The following is a 17,031-nucleotide window of genomic DNA, read 5'->3' as shown; positions in this document are numbered from 1 at the left end:
ATGCTAAAAATCTCTTATTTTTATACCATAATATAAAAAACAAATTATTTAAAACTAACTATGTATAGTATGGATGAAAATCATGTTTGAAAAAGTCTCCCCTGCTCCAGTTGATCCTATCTTCGGCTTAACAGAAGAATTTATAAAGGATATTCGTTCTAGAAAAATCAATCTCACTATTGGTATATATAAAGATAAAAATAATAAAACCCCAATTCTTAATACAGTCAAAAAAGCTGAATTAAATATTTTAGAATTAGAAAGAACTAAATCTTATTTGATAATTGAAGGGAAAAGTGAATATGCTTATTCTGTACAAAAACTATTATTTGGTGAAAACGCTCAAATTATTAAAGAAAATCGCATAAAAACAGCTCAAACTCCAGGAGGAACCGGAGCACTTCGCATTGCAGCTGAATTTATCAAACACAAATTGAAACGAAATACAATATGGTGTAGTAATCCTACTTGGACTAATCATAATGCTATATTTTCAAGTGTAGGACTTAGAATAAAGCAATATAGCTATTACAATGAAATAATTAAAGATAAAAATTTTACTGGAATGATAGAGGATCTGGAAAAAGCCTCTCATGGTGATATTGTTTTGCTACATGTATGCTCACATAATCCTACCGGCACAGATCTTACTAAAGAGGAATGGAACATATTAGCTCAACTCATTGAAGAAAAAGGGCTTATTCCATTATTTGACTGTGCTTATCAAGGTTTCTCCAAAGGTATTGAAGAAGATGCTTATGGAGTTCGAACTATTACTAAATATAGCAAAGAAATTTTAGTTGCTACTTCATTTTCTAAAAATTTTAGCCTGTATAATGAACGAATTGGAGCACTTACTTTAATAGCGGAGAAAGAACATATCACCAATAAAGCATTTTCACAAATAAAAGGAATTATTCGTTGTATTTACTCTACTCCACCAGCTCATGGCAGTAATATTGTTAGTATGATCCTTAATAATCCTACACTTTGCATAGAATGGAAAAATGAGCTAAAAGAAATGCGTAACAGAATTCAAGAAATGCGTAAATTATTTATAAAAACCTTAAATACAATAATAAATAAAACTGATTTTGATTTTTTACAAAAACAAACCGGTATGTTTTCATACTTAAATTTATCTCAAAAACAAATTAGACGTTTAAGAGAGGAATTTGCTGTTTATATTCTCCCCCCTGGACGAATTAATGTATCAGGCATAACGGAATCAAATATAGAAGCACTTTGTAGTAGTATTGCTAAAGTAATGTGATATATCTAAACTTTTAGTGTACAAAAAAAATATCACTTGTTAATACTTTTTAAATATTTATGAATATCGTTTACAATTAAACTAGTATTTACTGGATAAACTGACCCAATCGGAATCAAAATGAATAGAACTAAACATTGTAATCTTTTAATTCTTGGGTCGGGCCCAGCTGGATATACTGCTGCTATTTATTCTGCTCGGGCAAATCTCAAGCCTGTTCTGATTACAGGAATTCAAGAAGGAGGACAACTAACAACTACTATGGAAGTTGAAAATTGGCCTGGTTATGCTAGTGGTTTAACTGGTCCAACCTTAATGAATAGAATGAAGGAACATGTAGAATATTTGGAAACTGAAATTATATCGGATCATATTCAAAAAGTTGATTTAAAAAAATCTCCATTTTATTTACGAGGTAATGATACTCAATACACATGTAATTCTTTAATTATAGCAACAGGAGCTTCAGCCAAATATCTAGGTTTGAAATCAGAAGAGATATTTAAAGGGCGTGGTGTATCAGCATGTGCAACTTGTGATGGGTTCTTCTATCGAAATCAAAAAGTAGCAGTTATTGGAGGTGGAAACACTGCTTTAGAAGAAGCAATATATCTCTCTAAAATTGCTTCAAAAGTGTATTTAGTTCATCGTCGTAATTCTTTTCGTGCAGAAAAAATTCTTATTGATCGATTGATAAAAAAAATTGAGAACGGTAATATTGTGCTTCATATGAACCATATAGTTGATGAGATTCTTGGTAAGAATAATGAAGTAGTGACAGGAATACGCCTAAGAAATATAAACTCTGGTATATCTAAGGAAATCAATCTAGAAGGAATTTTTATAGCCATTGGCCATCAACCAAATACTGCGATCTTTAAAAAACAATTAGCAATGAAAGATGATTATATCTTAGTAAAATCTGGGTTAAACGGTAATAGTACACAAACGAGCATTGAAGGCGTTTTTGCTGCTGGGGATGTAATAGATTTACATTACCGTCAAGCTATTACTTCTGCAGGTACAGGTTGCATGGCTGCTCTTGATGTTGAGCGCTATCTAGAGAATATATCAAATAAATCTAAAGTTATATAATAACTCCCTAACTAGATCGGTTGATCTGTCTATGATAGTTCCCAGAATTGCAATTATTTTTTCTGGGTGGTTTTTATTTGCCCTATCTGAAATGAATTTAATAATAGTTGTTGTTAAGTGATGGATAAAAAAAACAATATGAATTGTATAAATGGCTAAAAATTCAAAGTAACCTGGCAAAAGGATGGTTAAGACTCTCTGTTGGTCTTGGGATATTATCAAGCTTAGTTTTATTAGTGCAAATAGCTGTTATTTCTTATATTTTAAAGACATTGCTTATTGAACAAATTGATAAATCAACTATTATTCCTTATTTATTCGGACTATTTATCATAATTCTAATACGTGCGATATGTACTTGGGGAAGAGAAGTTGCAGGGTTTCGTTGTGGTGAAAAAATACGAATACATATAAGAAAACTCATTTTAAATAAGTTTCAGGAGCTTGGGCCTGCTTATATTAAAAATAAACCTGTAGGTGCTTGGGCAACTTTACTATTAGAACAAGTAGAAAATATGCAGGATTTTTTTTCCCGTTACTTACCGCAAATATCCCTTTCAATTGCCATCCCTTTTATTATCCTAATTGCCGTATTTCCAATCAGTTGGTTTATTGGTTTAGTGTTTTTATTAACAGCACTACTTATACCTATTTTAATGATTTTAGTTGGCCTAAAAGCAGCGAATGCTAATCAAAAAAATTTCAAAGCATTACAACGTTTATCTGGCCATTTTTATGACCGATTACAAGCAATGACTACTATTCGCTTATTCGATCGAACAAAAGAAGAAGAAAAATTACTAAAAAAAGTATCTGAAAATTTTAGAACTCGAACAATGAGTATATTGAAACTTGCTTTTCTATCCTCTGCTATTCTAGAATTTTTCGCTGCTATTTGTATTGCTATTACGGCTATTTACTTTAGTTCTAGCTTTATGGATAAAATCAATTTTGGATACTATAGTTCAAGTTCAGGAATCACTCTATTTTCTGCTTTATTTGTCTTAATTCTAGCTCCTGAATTTTATCAACCATTACGTGATCTTGGCACATTTTACCACGCTAGACAACAAGCTATTGGTGCTGCTGAAAGTATTGTTGAATTTCTAGAACAAATAAGTACAACTAATTCTCAAATAGGAAATATTAAACTAGAAAAATTAAGTACCATTTACATTCAGGCCTTCAACTTAAAAGTATATAGCCATAAAGGGGGAAAACTACTCATTGGACCAGTTTCATTCGATATTAAAAATAATGAAACTACAGCTCTTGTTGGTCCTACTGGTTCAGGTAAAACTACTTTAATTAATGTTATTCTTGGATTTATACCATATCAGGGCAGTTTAAAAATAAATGGAATTGAATTAAAAGATATTAACCAAAGTAGTTGGCATAAAAAAATAAGCTGGGTTGGACAAAATCCATTATTACTGCATGGTACAATTAGAGACAATATAACATTGGGCCAAAATAATCCTAGTAATATAGCATTAAAACAAGCTATAAGAGATTCTTTATTAAGTAAATTTGTTCACCAACGTGGTTTAAACTATCAAGTTTCGGAGAACTTTGGTCGACTTTCGGTTGGTCAAACACAGCGTATAGCACTTGCTCGTGCTTTGTTTAAAAATGGATGTTTTTGGTTGCTTGATGAACCTACTGCTAGCCTTGATGCTAATACTGAGAAATTAGTTATGCAGAAAATAAAGGAAAAAATTAGAAAAAAAACATCTTTGATAGTTACTCATCAACTACACATACTAAAAAATATTGAACAAATATTAGTCATACAAAATGGGAAACTTATTAAAAAAAGCAATTTTACAACTTTATCTAAAATCCCAGAATTATTTGAAGAAACACTACAGTCCAATCCTACTCCTGATAGGAAAAACACAAATGCGTGATTTATTGCCTTACTTAAAGTTATATAAGAAACATTGGCTTTGGCTATCAATGGGTATACTACTCGCATTGATAACAGTTTCTGCATCAATTAGTTTACTAACATTATCTGGTTGGGTTTTAACAATATCAGCAATTTCTGGATTGGGCATGAGTATCGCTTATGAAACTTTTAATTATATAGTACCTATGGCTATAATTCGTTTGTTATCTGTCTTGAGAACTATTGGACGATGGACAGAAAAAACGATTACTCATGATGTAACTTTCAAATTATTAACAGAATTACGAGTTTTCTTTTTTAGAAAAATCTCACCACTTATACCAGGAAATATATACAATCTACGCAATGCTGATCTACTTAACCGATTAATAGCTGATATTAGTGCAATAGACCATATCTATATACGTTTAATCAATCCAATTATCGTTGGTATCTTTGGTATTACCATATTGAGCATGTTTTTATTTCTTTTTAACAAAACAATTGGATTGATCCTTGGTACTATATTATTATTACTTTTGTTAATATGGCCGATTATTTTCTATAACCTTGGTAAAAAAAACGGAAATGAATTAGCACAATGTAGAACAAAATTAAGAATAATCACTTTGGATTGGTTACAAGCTTATTCTGAACTCACACTCTTTGGAGCAGAAAAGAAATATCGCAATACAATTCTTTATACGCAAAAAAATCTTTCTTTAAAACAATTCAATAATGCTAATTTTTCTGGTATAGCACATGGAGCATTGATATTAACTAGCGGATTGACTTTACTACTAATAGTATGGGTTTTAATCAATCAAGAACAAATTTTATTTTTAGATCCAGTTTATTCTATAATAATATTTTCTTCGATAGCAAGTTTTGAACTTTTAATACCAATCTCTGGAGCATTTCACTTTTTAGGTCAAACCATTACATCTGCTAGACGAGTCAATGAAATAATTTCAGATGAACCAAAAATTAAATTTATGAATCACATGACTAAACATAGTGGTCACTATTCTATTCAATTTAAAAATGTGTATTTCCAATATCCAAACAGTAATCATCAAGTTCTAAAAAATATTAATTTAAATATCGAGGACCAACAAAAAATTGCTATTATTGGTAAAACTGGTTCAGGGAAATCAACTTTATTGCAATTGCTTTTCCATTACTGGATTCCTCAAAAAGGTATAATATCTATTGCAAATCAACCATTAGCATTATGGAATGAAAGTCAACTAAGAAAAACGATTAGTGTTGTTAGTCAACGTGTACATATACTAAACGCTACACTAAGAGATAACTTAAGGATAGCTTCTCCAAATATAGAGGATCATAAATTACTACAAATACTGAATGATTTTTTTCTTGAACATTTATTAGAAGATAAAGGATTAGATACTTGGCTGGGCAATGGTGGATATGATCTATCAGGTGGTGAGAAACGGCGTATTGATATTATAAGATCAATACTACACGATGCTCCTATCCTAATCTTAGATGAACCAACTGAAGGATTAGACAAGAAAACAGAAAAAAAAGTTATGAAAAAATTAGAATACCACTTTAAGCTAAAAACTGTAATTATCATTACTCATCGGTTAATTAAACTAGATAAAATGGACTCTGTTTTTTTAATTGAGGAAGGTAAAATCACTAAATATCATTCTCGATCATCTCTATTAAAAAATAAATATTCTTAAATATAGATTAAAGTTTAACAAGTGAACGTAGTTCATTAACTTTCTTTGATTCAACTTCCTGCCAATTTCCAGGTAATAGCTTTTTATCTAAATAAATAGGTCCGTATCGAACACGTTTAAGACGATTTACCATCACACCTTGAGAGTTCCATAATCGACGCACTATTCTATTTCTGCCTTCATTTATTACCACATAGAATGTTTTATTTATTCCTCGTCCACCGGAATACTTCACATCTTCAAAACGTGCTATACCATCTTCAAGTTCTACACCAGAAGTTAATTTTTTTACTTTTTTTTCATTTAATTTTCCAAATACACGTACTAAATACTCTCGATCAATATGATAAAATGGATGCATTAACCGATTTGCTAATTCACCATCATTGGTAAAAAGTAGTAATCCAGATGTATTAACATCTAACCGACCGATAGATATCCAACGAGAATTTAATATTTTAGGTAAATGCTCAAACACAGTTAAATAATCTTTAGAGATACGCTGAGTACAAAGCTCACCTTCTAATTTATGATAAGCAATAACTCGATAAGAGATTTTATTCAAACATTTTAATGGAACAATAAAATCATCAATAATAATTTTAAGTTTGCTAATATCTTTCAAAGAGATACGTTGCCCTAGTTTTGCTATTGAACCGTTAACACTTATCCGACCATTTTTAATCAAAAATTCTAATTGTCGACGAGAACCATAGCCTGATCTGGCTAAGATTTTTTGTAATTTTTCACTCATTCCTATTCTATTAATGCATTTATATATACTATTACGAAATAATAAAAAAAATTGCTAAAAAAAAAATAAGTAGTAAAATTTAGAGTATATATAGAAATAAAGGTACAGTTATCTAACTATTAATATTTCTTTCTTATATTGCTAATTTTAGTTAAACTACTTAAATTATTATCCTTTATCTTAATCAGTTATTAACGTTTAATTCAATGACTGATTTATTAATAATACAACTGTTTTTAGGTTAAACAACAAAAAAATGAACCAAATTATTAAGTTTATTCCTTTAGCAACTTTTTTTTTGCTATACCAAATTTATGATATTTACATAGCAACAGCCGCTCTTGTGATCTCTTCTACTATTCAACTAATTTTAACCTATATATTAGGCAATTTAGAAAAAATCGAGATAATAACTGTTATTCTGATAATAATATTTGGCAGCATGACATTTTTTTTGCGAGATGCTAATTTTATCAAATGGAAAGTTACAGCTATATATCTAATACTTTCTATTTATCTTACCGTAACACATATACTGGGTCAGTCTGTAATAAAAAGCATGTTAGAAAAAGAATTTACACTACCAGATTATGCTTGGAATAAACTAAATTGGGGATGGGTATCTTTTTTCTTATCCTCTGCTATTCTCAACATCTATATTGCATATAATTATTCTCTTAATATTTGGGTAAATTTTAAAGTATTTGGTCTTTTAGCTGGAACATTAATCTGTATGTTACTTACAAGCATCTATATTTATAAAAATTTAGAAAGTGGAAAAGGATAACTATTATTATAATTTATTCAATCTTTTAATTAACATTATTTAACATTTTTTAGAAATATAATATATTGATAAAATGTTACGAGTGTTAATTTATAGTTAAAAATTAAAAGAAACTGATAGAATGAAACTACATAATTCCTACAAGAAACAAAATAGATACATGTTACCCCTTTTCATCGCTCTAACTATATTATTTGGATGTGCATCAAATTTAAATACTACCATAAAAAAAAGGAAACATTAAGTTTTTGACTGATAGACAAGCTATTTTGCTAAATTCTGTATTACCTTTGAAATATGGACCGTTATCGATTAGTTACGCTAAATCAGAAAAAACAACTATTGAAATAATGATGATTTATAATAGCAAGTTGCTAAATTCTAATCAATTTATTGATCAACTTATGCCAATAATTATTAAAAACTACTGTAATAGTGAACAAATCAGAAGTAATCTTAATATTGGTATTCGATATAGAATCATTATAAACAATGATGATGGACAACTAATAAAAGAACAATATATTAATAAAACTATATGCAATGAATAGAACATATAATTTACCATATGTAATAAAAATAAAGGATTATTAGAACCATCAATAGACTATATTAATAATTTTCTTGTTCAAACTTTTCCATAAAAGCTATAAGTGCTTGAACACCTTCAATTGGCATAGCATTATAAATAGAAGCACGCATACCACCCACTGAGCGGTGTCCTTTAAGTTCCAATAACCCAGCAAGTTTAGCCTGTTGTAAAAACCTAATATTGAGTTCTGGCCTTACCAATTGAAAAGGCACATTCATTAACGAACGGTTACTAACATGTATAGTATTTTTATATAGCATAGATTTATCAATACAATCATAAAGAATAGCAGCTTTTTTACGATTATATTTCTCAATTACTTTAAGACCTCCCAGTTTTTTTAGCCATTTAAATACTAAACCAGATAAATACCAAGAAAATGTTGGTGGAGTATTAAATATTGATTTATTTTCAGCTAAAATTCTATAATTTAACGTGCTAGGAAGAAGGGAACTTGCAGAATCTAATAAATCATCACGCACAATTGAAATACAAATACCTGAAGGACCAATATTCTTCTGAGCTCCAGCATAAATAATACCATATTTAGAAATATCAATTCCTCTAGATAAAATAGTTGAAGACATGTCAGCAATAATAGGCTTATCAGTTAAAGGAAGGTCATTAATTTCAATACCATCTACAGTTTCATTAGGGCAGAAATGAACATAGGCAGATTCCTGATCAATATTCCATTCATCTGCAAAAATAATTGCAATTTTATTGTCTTTCTTTATCCTTGCTTTAAAGCAATCGATTTCACAATACTTTTTAGCTTCTTCTAAAGCACTTCTTGACCAATAACCAGTATCAATATAAGTTGCTTTCTTTTTCCTTTTACCTAATAAATTTAAAGGAACCGCTGAAAATTGGGTACGAGCTCCACCTTGAGAAAATAATACTTTGTAAGTATCAGGAATATTTAACAAGTCTCGAAGTAATTGCTCTGCTTCCTCTGCTACTTGAAGAAATAAATTATTACGATGATTAATTTCCATAATTGATATACCAAGATTATTCCAATTCATAAACTCAGCTTGAGCTTGTTTCATTGTTTCTTTAGGCAAAGAAGATGGACCTGAGCTGAAGTTAAATATCTTATCTGAGGTTATTTTCATTACTTTTAATTCCAAATGGAATTGGCATTCCATAAATTTTAACTTTTTGAACTACACTAATCATATTACTAATTCATTTTTATTATGAAGAAAAATGAATTATAACTGCGATTTTTTTTCTCATTAATATAAATCTAATAAATAAAATAGTATAATTTATATAAAACAATCAGGGAATATAGGTTTACTCTTGATTATGAATAAAATAATTATTTTTATCACTCTTTTACTATTTAGTGTATCTAAAATTTTTTCACAAGAAAAATTAAATAACAGTAATACTTTGTCTACAAGTAATTTTAATTATGATTATATTGAATCTAGATTAGGTATGATTCCAATCACTTTTGGTTTAGGAATATCTAAATCTATTCATCCTAATGCTTATGCTATTGCTAGGATTGATACTAAGCTTAAAAAGAATCATGATCTTGCTATGGGAGCAGGCTTCCATACTCCATTAAATAATTGGTTAGATTTTTTCGGGGAAATGTTATTCCATATTCGAGATAGAAGCGATTTCCCTTCAACAAGAACAGGCATGGAGGCAAATATATCTGCTAGGCAATGGTTTAGCCCTCAATTAGAAATTGGAGCTAAACTCGGCTATATTTCCATTATTGATGATCAAAATGGTGCATTAGCTTCAATTTATGCTAGATTTCATTCTACAGAACTATTTTCCTTAGGAATCGAAGCTATTATTAATGATATGTATAGTAAACAAATTATGATGACAAGTAGATTTAAATTTTAAATATATCATCCAACAATTCCTTAATAGAATTTTTCTACCATAAATAATGGTGAGTTGTCCGAGTGGTTTAAGGAGCACGCTTGGAAAGCGTGTGTGTGGAGTTAAATCTGCACCGAGAGTTCAAATCTCTCACTCACCGCCAATATATAAAATCAAGTAAAATATTTTTTATCTATACTATTTTGTAACGAACTTGAAAAAAAAAAATTGACCTGCTATACTATTATAAATAGCTGTAATTGAGAAGCACTTTTATAAATGAATTTTAAAGAGAATGGACGTATTCACTGATAAAAAACTTATTAAGTTGGTTCGTTATTCCCCTCTTTTCATAGTAAGTGTTTTTATCTCTGTTTTAGTCACTATATTAGTACATAACAATCAAAAAAATACTCATGACTTAGTTACTGAGTTAAGAAGTGATTATATATTAAGCCGAAAACTAGCAATTAAACAAAAAGTAGATGCGATCGTTGACAAAATTGAATATGAACAAAAACAAACCGTACAAATATTGAAACAAAATATCCACTCTCGCGTTTTAGAAGCACACCAAATAGCTACTAATATATATATAAATAATAAGAACCAAACAAAGCATATCATCTCAAAAAATATTTATGATGCACTATCATCAATTCGTTTTAACGAAAAAAGAGGGTATTTTTTTATATTTACCATGGATGGAGTCAGTGTACTACATCCATTAATACCAAGAATGGAAGGGAAATCACAAATAGAATTAAAAGATATTCATGGTACTCCAATTCTAAAAGAACATATTGAACTAATAAAAAAATCAAAAAATAACCAAGCATTTTATCGTTGGTGGTTTAAAAAACCAGGTCATGATAATAAAGAATTTGAAAAAATTGGTTTTGGTAAATATTTTGAACCATATAATTGGTTCATTGGTACTGGAGAATATGTTTCTGATGTTGAGAATTCTATCAAAAACAATCTTCTTAATTGGCTATCTAATTACTCTTTTGAAGACGATAGTTTTATCATGGTACTAAATAATAATGCTAATATTTTATCTTATTTTAAACAAAATCTAATTGGAAAAAAATGGCGATATGCAGATTTGTCACAATATCAACAAATTCCAGAAAATCAAGGTGAATTTTTTGAAATTCAGAAAATGAAATCAGATAAATCTGAAATTTATTATATTCATAATTTCTCTCAATGGGGATGGTTTTTAGTAAATTCTTTTCCTTTATCAAAAATTGATTCTTATTTAATTGATAAAGAAACAAATTTAATAGCTGAAGGTAAAGGAACCTTATATAAAATTTTAATTGCTTGCACTATATTTGCTTTAGTTCTTTCTTTAATTTCTCTTTGGATTGGCAATTACATCAACCGACGTTTCTATGATTTTCAACATAAAATACAAGATAGCTTTGCTAGATTAAAACAAAGCCAGCATCAACTAGAATATTTAGCTCATCATGATTCTCTAACAGGATTAGCCAATCGTGTAAAATTAAGCTATGAAATTGAACGAGCTATTGCACTATGTGACTCAACAAAAACCATGTTATCAGTAATGTTTGTTGATATTGACAATTTTAAAAAAATCAATGATCAGTATGGACATAAAGTTGGTGATGAATTTATAAAACTTATTAGCAGAAAAATTAAAGCTATTACTGGAAAAAACGATATAGTTGCAAGATTTGGTGGTGATGAATTTATTGTTTGTTTTTCATTAGTAAAAAATGAGCATGAAATAAAAAGTAAATCAGATAAACTATTATCTTTATTTAATGAATCAATTATATTAAATGGAGTACAAATGAAAGTATCAAGTAGCATAGGAATAGCTACGTATCCTAAAGATGGCTCTAATGAACAAGAGTTAATTAGCAAATCAGATATCGTGCTATATAGAACTAAAGAGAAATGTAAAGGGACTGCATTATTCTATAATGATGATATTAATCAACAAGTACAATATCAATTTTTATTAGAAGATGAATTAACTTCAGCACTTCAAAATAACGAAATAAATGTTGTATACCAACCTCAAATTGATAGTGCAACTGGTCAATTAAAAGCAGTTGAAGCATTATGTCGTTGGAATAATAATAAACTTGGTTTGATACCAGCAGAGCAATTTATTCCTATAGCTGAAACTAAAGGTCTTATCTCTTCTATTGGAGATTATGTATTCGCTCAATCTTGTTTAGATATTCATCGATTTTATTTAAATTATAATCAATCCATTGGTTTATCTATAAATGTATCACCAATTCAGCTTTTAGAACCAAATTTTCCTTTGAAGTTAAAAAATCTAGCAGAACAGTTTGGCATATCCAAAAAAATATTACAATTGAAATCACTGAAAATGTCCTTATTAAGGATATAACTCAAGCAAAGCCAATTTTAGATGAACTAAAAAATTACGGATTTGGACTTTCTTTAGATGATTTTGGAACAGGATATTGCTCTTTAAGTTATTTAAGTCAGCTACCCATTACTGAAATTAAGATAGATAGAACTTTTATCAAGGCAATACACCAAGATAAACAGATAGAAAGCGTAATCAAATCTATTTTAGCTGTAGCAAATGTCTCAAATTTAATTGTCGTAGCAGAAGGGGTGGAAACATATGAACAAAGTTTATGGCTTAAAGAAAATGAATGTCATCTATTGCAAGGTTATTATTATGAAATACCACTAACTTTTCAAGAATTTTCTCAAAAATACAAAAAAAATACATAAAGTAATTTGCTTATATATCTAACTTTTCTACAAAACGCAACATACGATTCAATGGAATTAAGGATTTAATTCTCAATTCTTCATTAATAAAAATTTCGTGACGTTGTTCATGACAAAGTGCATGTTTAATTTCTTTTAGTCCATTCATTGCCATCCAAGGACAACGCGCACAAGTACGACATGTTGCTCCTGAATTCATATCTAAAGCTGAAATAAGCTCTTTTTCTGGGACTAATTGCTGCATTTTAAAAAAAATGCCTTTATCTGTTGCAACAATAATTTGATTCTGTGGTAGTTTTTTAGCTATCTTAATTAATTGACTTGTTGAACCAACAGCATCTGCTAATTTAACGACACTAGAAGGAGCTTCAGGATGAACTAAAATAGCAGCATGAGGATATAGAAACTTTATTTTTTTTAAAACATCTGCAGAAAATTCATCATGTACAATGCATTCTCCTTGCCAAAGTTTCATTTCTATACCTGTCTTATTTATAATGTAGGAACCTAAATGACGATCAGGCCCCCAAATGATTTTTTCATCTTTAGATGATAAATACTCAACAACCTCTAAAGCAACACTAGATGTCACAACCCAATCAGCGCGAGCTTTGACTCCAACTGAAGTATTAGCATACACTACAACTGTATGATCTGGATAGGAATCACAAAACTTAGTAAATTTCTCTGCAGGACAACTTAGATCTAAAGAACACTCAGCATCAAGAGCAGGCATTAAAATTCGCTTTTCTGGATTTAATATTTTAGCAGATTCCCCCATAAAACGAACGCCAGTTATCACCAATGTACTTGCTGAATGAAGATTACCAAACTTTGCCATTTCAAGAGAATCTCCAACAAAACCTCCAGTTTCTTCTGCTAAAGCTTGAATTTCAGCATCAACGTAATAATGTGATATTAAAACAGCATCTTTTTCTTTTAATAACCTTTTAATATCAGCAAGATAACGACGCTTTTCTGGATTGGTTAAAGTACTTGTTTTTTTAGGAAATGAATAAAATTTCCTCAGAGTACTTTCTATATAGTTCATCATTTTCACTCTACAAAACTACAAAATATAATGTCATTATTACAAATTTATTCTATATTCTTTTTGATAAGATAAGCTGAAGAACTATCTGGATATTCATTTTGTACCTGGTAGTAATAATTTTTTGCTATCGCTATTTGATTATTTCGTTTAGAAATATCACCTAACTTGACTAATGCATCTGCGCGTTTATGAGAATCCTTATGTTCTATTACAATAGAAAAATTTTCTATAGCTTTCTCATCTTCCCTCATAGCAAAATAAATTTGACCCAACCAATAGTGCACATTCACTAACAAACCTGAATCTGGATGTTTTTTTTGAAACTGTTCAAATGCAGCAATCGCAGCAGAATAATTTTTCCTTTTTAAGATTAAATCTAATGCATATTGATAATCTATTTTTTCTTGTTTTTCATAAATGCTAGAAGAGTATCTATCAAAAGAACTAGATATATTATTTTTAAATTTGATATCTTCCTCAGTTTTTTTTACTTTAGTATGAATTTCACTTAGATAAATAAATAAATCCTTATTGCGTTCAAGAATTTTATTTATTTCATAATTATTTTTTTCTAATTGACCACGAAGTTCACTAATTTCTAATGACATAGAATTAATTTTCTGCTGCATTTTCAAATGCATCTTATGGCGGCTAGAAAATATTTTTTCTAAATGTTGAATTTTATATTCTACTGAACTGTCATTATCTGAATAACTATGATAATTATTCAAATCTAATACCGGAATTTGCTCAGAAAAAGACAAAGGCATTGTACAAAAAAGTAAGACAAAAACAATGAGTAAACTTTTTAAAGTACTAAACATTAAAATACTTTTCCATTATCCATTAGTAAACTAAAACAGCACGCCTATTTTTAGCATACGCCTCTTCTGTATGACCTAATAGAACAGGTTTTTCTTCACCATAGCTAATAATAGATACTTGATTTTCCTGAACTCCTAATACTTGTAAATAATCTGCTACAGACTGCGCACGACGCTCACCTAAAGCAATATTATACTCTGGAGTACCACGTTCATCAGCATGACCTTCTATAAGGATTTTTATATTCATATTTTGTCTTAGATAAATTGCATGATTTTCTAAGATTTTTTGATAATCTTCTGATATAAAAGCATCATCAAATGCAAAATGAATCATTTTATTCTCATGAATAAATTTCTCTTTAAGTGTTTTTTCTTGAAAAAGATCGTATTCATTTTCATCCATTGTTGAAATAATTTTATCTGAAGAATTATCTAACTCTGAAATTACTTTATGCTGTTCATGACTTTTCAGTGTACTAGTACTAGTACTAGAATTATCATCACTATGCATTGATGAACTGCACGCTGTCAAAATCAACATAGGAAAAAAGAATAGTACCCATTTAAGAACTTTATTAAATTGCATATTATATTTCCTTAATTAATTGTTATGTGAAAAAGGAGACCAAGCAGGTGACTTAACACGTTGCTTTCTTTTTGGTAGTCTAGCTGTAAAACGTCCATCCATTGATACTATAGAAAGTGCATTACTTTCATTATAGATAGAACTATAAATAATCATATTACCATTAGGAGAAATACTCGGTGACTCATCAAGAAAAGTGTTTGTAAGAATTTGCACGACCCCACTCTCTAAATCTTGCTTAGCTAAATTAAAACCAGAATTACCAATTTGAGAGACCATCACTAGAAATTTACCATCAGAAGTAATTTGGCCACTTAAATTTTTAATTCCCCGCCAAGTTAAACGATTGATTTTATCATTTGTTAAATTTACTTGATAAATTTGAGGTTTACCACCCCGATCAGAAGTAAATATTAATGAATTTCCATTAGGATGCCAAAAAGGTTCCGTATTATTTGAACTACCTCTTGTAATCTGAGTTAATTCATTAAGTTTTAGATCTAATGTGTAAATTTGTAACCTACCTGTTTTCGATAAAACTAACGCTAATTTAGTACCATCTGGAGAAAATTTTGGGGCACCATTATGACGAGGGTATGCAGTCACTTGGTAATGTTCACCAGTATAAATATCTATGATAAAAATTCCAGATTTTCCATTTTGGAAACTAACATATGCTATTTTTTTTGCATTTGGAGACCAAGCAGGTGACATTAAAGGTTGCTTAGAACTTAACAATAATCTTTCATTATGACCATCATAATCAGCTATTCGTAATTGATAAGGGTAAAGTCCTTCATTTTCTACAACTATGTAAGCAATCTTAGTAACAAATGCACCTTTTTCTCCTGTTAACGATTCATATATAAGATCAGAAATTCGGTGTGCGTACTTTCTTAATTGATTTGCAGGAACAATAGCACGTGTGCTTAATAATAGATGATTTTTATTAAATATAGACCTTATATCAAAACCTAAAATATCTTTTTTTTCCTTATTAAATTTAGCACGAGCAATATCAACTAATTGATATTTAATTATATAATTTCCATCTTGATTTTCTAATATAGAACCAAAAAATACCACTTCAACACCTAAGTTAACCCATATATCAAAATCCATATCTGATTCAAAATCTGGAATTTTTAATATTTTGGGAATTGGAATAGGATTAAATTTACCACTATTCTGTAAATCTGCAGTGATTATAGAAGAAACATCTTGTGGCAATTTGCTAGAACCTGTCCAATTTAAAGGTAATATTGCTACTGGACGAGCTTTATTAATACCATCAGTAATAATAAGTTCTAAAGCACTATTAGTTGACTCAATAGGAATAAGCAGAAGTAAAAAAAAACATCCTAGTATCTTTAACAAAAATAATTTCATGGTACCACTGTTAAATTAATATCCTTTAGTTTTTCAATAACATCATATTCAGCATCTGGTAAAGGGAAAATACCCACCTTAAGTACTGCACGTTTTGCCGCATCACATAATTTATCATCACCACTAATAACACGAGCATCACCAAGTATACCTAAAGAATTGGCAGGTATTAAATTCAAATTAATTTGACAATACTTACCATTAAAACTGTCTTCTTTTATAAAATTTTTTTGAATCAAATGCTTATAAATTAAACTATAACGATGGATTTCATCAGCAATATACTGATCACGACTTAATTCATAATTATCAAACTCTTCTTCGAGTTTTATAAAAATATCATCCAATGCTTCTTGTTGTTCAGCTAGCCTTTTACTTCTTGTTGTTCAGCTAGCCTTTTTACTTCTTGTTGTTCAGCTAGTCTTTTGCTTCTTGTTGTTCAGCTAGCCTTTTTGCTTTT

The 17,031-nt window shown here is 29.3% G+C and carries 15 protein-coding genes, 1 tRNA gene and 1 pseudogene; 10 read left to right on the top strand and 7 right to left on the bottom strand.

Annotated elements, in window-relative coordinates:
- Positions 1-82 precede the first annotated feature (82 nt).
- The 4 genes from O1U_RS00080 (at position 83) to cydC (ending at position 5,974) form a co-directional block, all read left to right on the top strand.
- Positions 83-1,273, top strand: coding sequence for an amino acid aminotransferase (locus tag O1U_RS00080; protein WP_034411439.1), 1,191 nt, complete (start codon positions 83-85; stop codon positions 1,271-1,273).
- Positions 1,274-1,393: 120 nt separating this feature from the next.
- Entirely contained in the window at positions 1,394-2,368 is a 975-nt protein-coding gene (gene trxB / locus O1U_RS00075; protein WP_016503377.1) for a thioredoxin-disulfide reductase, read from the top strand.
- A 143-nt stretch (positions 2,369-2,511) separates the two neighbouring features.
- Entirely contained in the window at positions 2,512-4,278 is a 1,767-nt protein-coding gene (gene cydD / locus O1U_RS00070) for a heme ABC transporter permease/ATP-binding protein CydD (protein WP_016503376.1), read from the top strand.
- Positions 4,271-5,974 (top strand): heme ABC transporter ATP-binding protein/permease CydC, encoded by a 1,704-nt coding sequence (cydC, locus tag O1U_RS00065; protein WP_016503375.1) that lies wholly within the window; start codon positions 4,271-4,273, stop codon positions 5,972-5,974. The genes cydD and cydC overlap by 8 nt, the downstream gene beginning before the upstream one ends.
- 10 nt (positions 5,975-5,984) lie before the next feature.
- On the opposite strand, the pseudogene rluB reads toward cydC, so the two are convergent.
- Positions 5,985-6,728 (bottom strand): annotated as a pseudogene (gene rluB, locus O1U_RS00060) (23S rRNA pseudouridine(2605) synthase RluB); the annotation flags it as partial.
- A 256-nt stretch (positions 6,729-6,984) separates the two neighbouring features.
- Here rluB and O1U_RS00055 point away from each other — a divergent pair.
- On the top strand, positions 6,985-7,515 hold the full coding sequence (locus O1U_RS00055) for a septation protein A (protein ID WP_016503373.1): 531 nt from the start codon (positions 6,985-6,987) through the stop codon (positions 7,513-7,515).
- Between the two features lie 239 nt (positions 7,516-7,754).
- Positions 7,755-8,066: a type II secretion system pilot lipoprotein GspS-beta gene (gene gspS2 / locus O1U_RS00050; RefSeq protein WP_081697372.1), complete on the top strand. Its 312-nt coding sequence runs from the start codon at positions 7,755-7,757 to the stop codon at positions 8,064-8,066.
- A gap of 61 nt (positions 8,067-8,127) precedes the next feature.
- On the opposite strand, the gene serC is transcribed toward gspS2, so the two are convergent.
- The gene (gene serC, locus O1U_RS00045) at positions 8,128-9,225 is read right to left on the bottom strand and encodes a 3-phosphoserine/phosphohydroxythreonine transaminase (protein ID WP_016503371.1); all 1,098 of its coding nucleotides are present in this window, start codon (positions 9,223-9,225) and stop codon (positions 8,128-8,130) included.
- 196 nt (positions 9,226-9,421) lie between these two features.
- On the opposite strand from serC, the gene O1U_RS00040 reads away from it, so the two are divergent.
- The 4 genes from O1U_RS00040 (at position 9,422) to O1U_RS04965 (ending at position 12,715) form a co-directional block, all read left to right on the top strand.
- Positions 9,422-9,982: a hypothetical protein gene (locus O1U_RS00040; RefSeq protein WP_034411443.1), complete on the top strand. Its 561-nt coding sequence runs from the start codon at positions 9,422-9,424 to the stop codon at positions 9,980-9,982.
- Positions 9,983-10,030: 48 nt separating this feature from the next.
- Positions 10,031-10,124, top strand: a tRNA-Ser gene (locus O1U_RS00035).
- 132 nt (positions 10,125-10,256) lie between these two features.
- Complete coding sequence (locus tag O1U_RS00030; protein ID WP_016503369.1) at positions 10,257-12,359, top strand: bifunctional diguanylate cyclase/phosphodiesterase; 2,103 nt, start codon at positions 10,257-10,259, stop codon at positions 12,357-12,359.
- Entirely contained in the window at positions 12,305-12,715 is a 411-nt protein-coding gene (locus O1U_RS04965) for an EAL domain-containing protein (RefSeq protein ID WP_420887241.1), read from the top strand. The genes O1U_RS00030 and O1U_RS04965 overlap by 55 nt, the downstream gene beginning before the upstream one ends.
- Before the next feature lie 10 nt (positions 12,716-12,725).
- Here the strand turns inward: O1U_RS04965 and nadA are convergent, their stop codons facing one another.
- From nadA to tolA, 5 genes are read right to left on the bottom strand one after another with little or no spacing between them, the layout of a single operon-like run.
- Positions 12,726-13,766 carry a quinolinate synthase NadA gene (nadA, locus tag O1U_RS00025; RefSeq protein ID WP_016503368.1) on the bottom strand — a complete coding sequence of 347 codons (1,041 nt, stop codon included), beginning with the start codon at positions 13,764-13,766 and terminating at the stop codon, positions 12,726-12,728.
- Positions 13,767-13,813: 47 nt separating this feature from the next.
- On the bottom strand, positions 13,814-14,593 hold the full coding sequence (gene ybgF, locus O1U_RS00020) for a tol-pal system protein YbgF (protein WP_016503367.1): 780 nt from the start codon (positions 14,591-14,593) through the stop codon (positions 13,814-13,816).
- 22 nt (positions 14,594-14,615) lie between these two features.
- Positions 14,616-15,182 (bottom strand): peptidoglycan-associated lipoprotein Pal, encoded by a 567-nt coding sequence (pal, locus tag O1U_RS00015; RefSeq protein WP_016503366.1) that lies wholly within the window; start codon positions 15,180-15,182, stop codon positions 14,616-14,618.
- Between the two features lie 15 nt (positions 15,183-15,197).
- Complete coding sequence (gene tolB, locus O1U_RS00010) at positions 15,198-16,571, bottom strand: Tol-Pal system beta propeller repeat protein TolB (protein WP_016503365.1); 1,374 nt, start codon at positions 16,569-16,571, stop codon at positions 15,198-15,200.
- Positions 16,568-16,918, bottom strand: a complete 351-nt coding sequence (tolA, locus tag O1U_RS00005) for a cell envelope integrity protein TolA (protein ID WP_016503364.1) — start codon at positions 16,916-16,918, stop codon at positions 16,568-16,570. The genes tolB and tolA overlap by 4 nt, the downstream gene beginning before the upstream one ends.
- Between the last annotated feature and the right edge of the window lie 113 nt (positions 16,919-17,031).

It is taken from the genome of Candidatus Photodesmus katoptron Akat1, assembly GCF_000478685.1.
In the GTDB taxonomy this organism is placed as follows: Bacteria; Pseudomonadota; Gammaproteobacteria; order Enterobacterales; family Vibrionaceae; genus Vibrio; species Vibrio anomalopis.
Note: the sequence above shows the minus strand (reverse complement) of the source record. Positions and strands in the feature narration are given on the sequence as shown.

What these genes read in the sequence shown, in the direction of transcription:
- tolB (WP_016503365.1), bottom strand. Translation starts at nt 16,571, where the DNA reads ATGAAATTATTTTTGTTAAAGATACTAGGATGTTTTTTTTTACTTCTG.
- O1U_RS00080 (WP_034411439.1), top strand. Translation starts at nt 83, where the DNA reads ATGTTTGAAAAAGTCTCCCCTGCTCCAGTTGATCCTATCTTCGGCTTA.
- ybgF (WP_016503367.1), bottom strand. Translation starts at nt 14,593, where the DNA reads ATGTTTAGTACTTTAAAAAGTTTACTCATTGTTTTTGTCTTACTTTTT.
- O1U_RS00040 (WP_034411443.1), top strand. Translation starts at nt 9,422, where the DNA reads ATGAATAAAATAATTATTTTTATCACTCTTTTACTATTTAGTGTATCT.
- trxB (WP_016503377.1), top strand. Translation starts at nt 1,394, where the DNA reads ATGAATAGAACTAAACATTGTAATCTTTTAATTCTTGGGTCGGGCCCA.
- O1U_RS00030 (WP_016503369.1), top strand. Translation starts at nt 10,257, where the DNA reads ATGGACGTATTCACTGATAAAAAACTTATTAAGTTGGTTCGTTATTCC.
- cydC (WP_016503375.1), top strand. Translation starts at nt 4,271, where the DNA reads ATGCGTGATTTATTGCCTTACTTAAAGTTATATAAGAAACATTGGCTT.
- nadA (WP_016503368.1), bottom strand. Translation starts at nt 13,766, where the DNA reads ATGAACTATATAGAAAGTACTCTGAGGAAATTTTATTCATTTCCTAAA.
- pal (WP_016503366.1), bottom strand. Translation starts at nt 15,182, where the DNA reads ATGCAATTTAATAAAGTTCTTAAATGGGTACTATTCTTTTTTCCTATG.
- serC (WP_016503371.1), bottom strand. Translation starts at nt 9,225, where the DNA reads ATGAAAATAACCTCAGATAAGATATTTAACTTCAGCTCAGGTCCATCT.
- O1U_RS00055 (WP_016503373.1), top strand. Translation starts at nt 6,985, where the DNA reads ATGAACCAAATTATTAAGTTTATTCCTTTAGCAACTTTTTTTTTGCTA.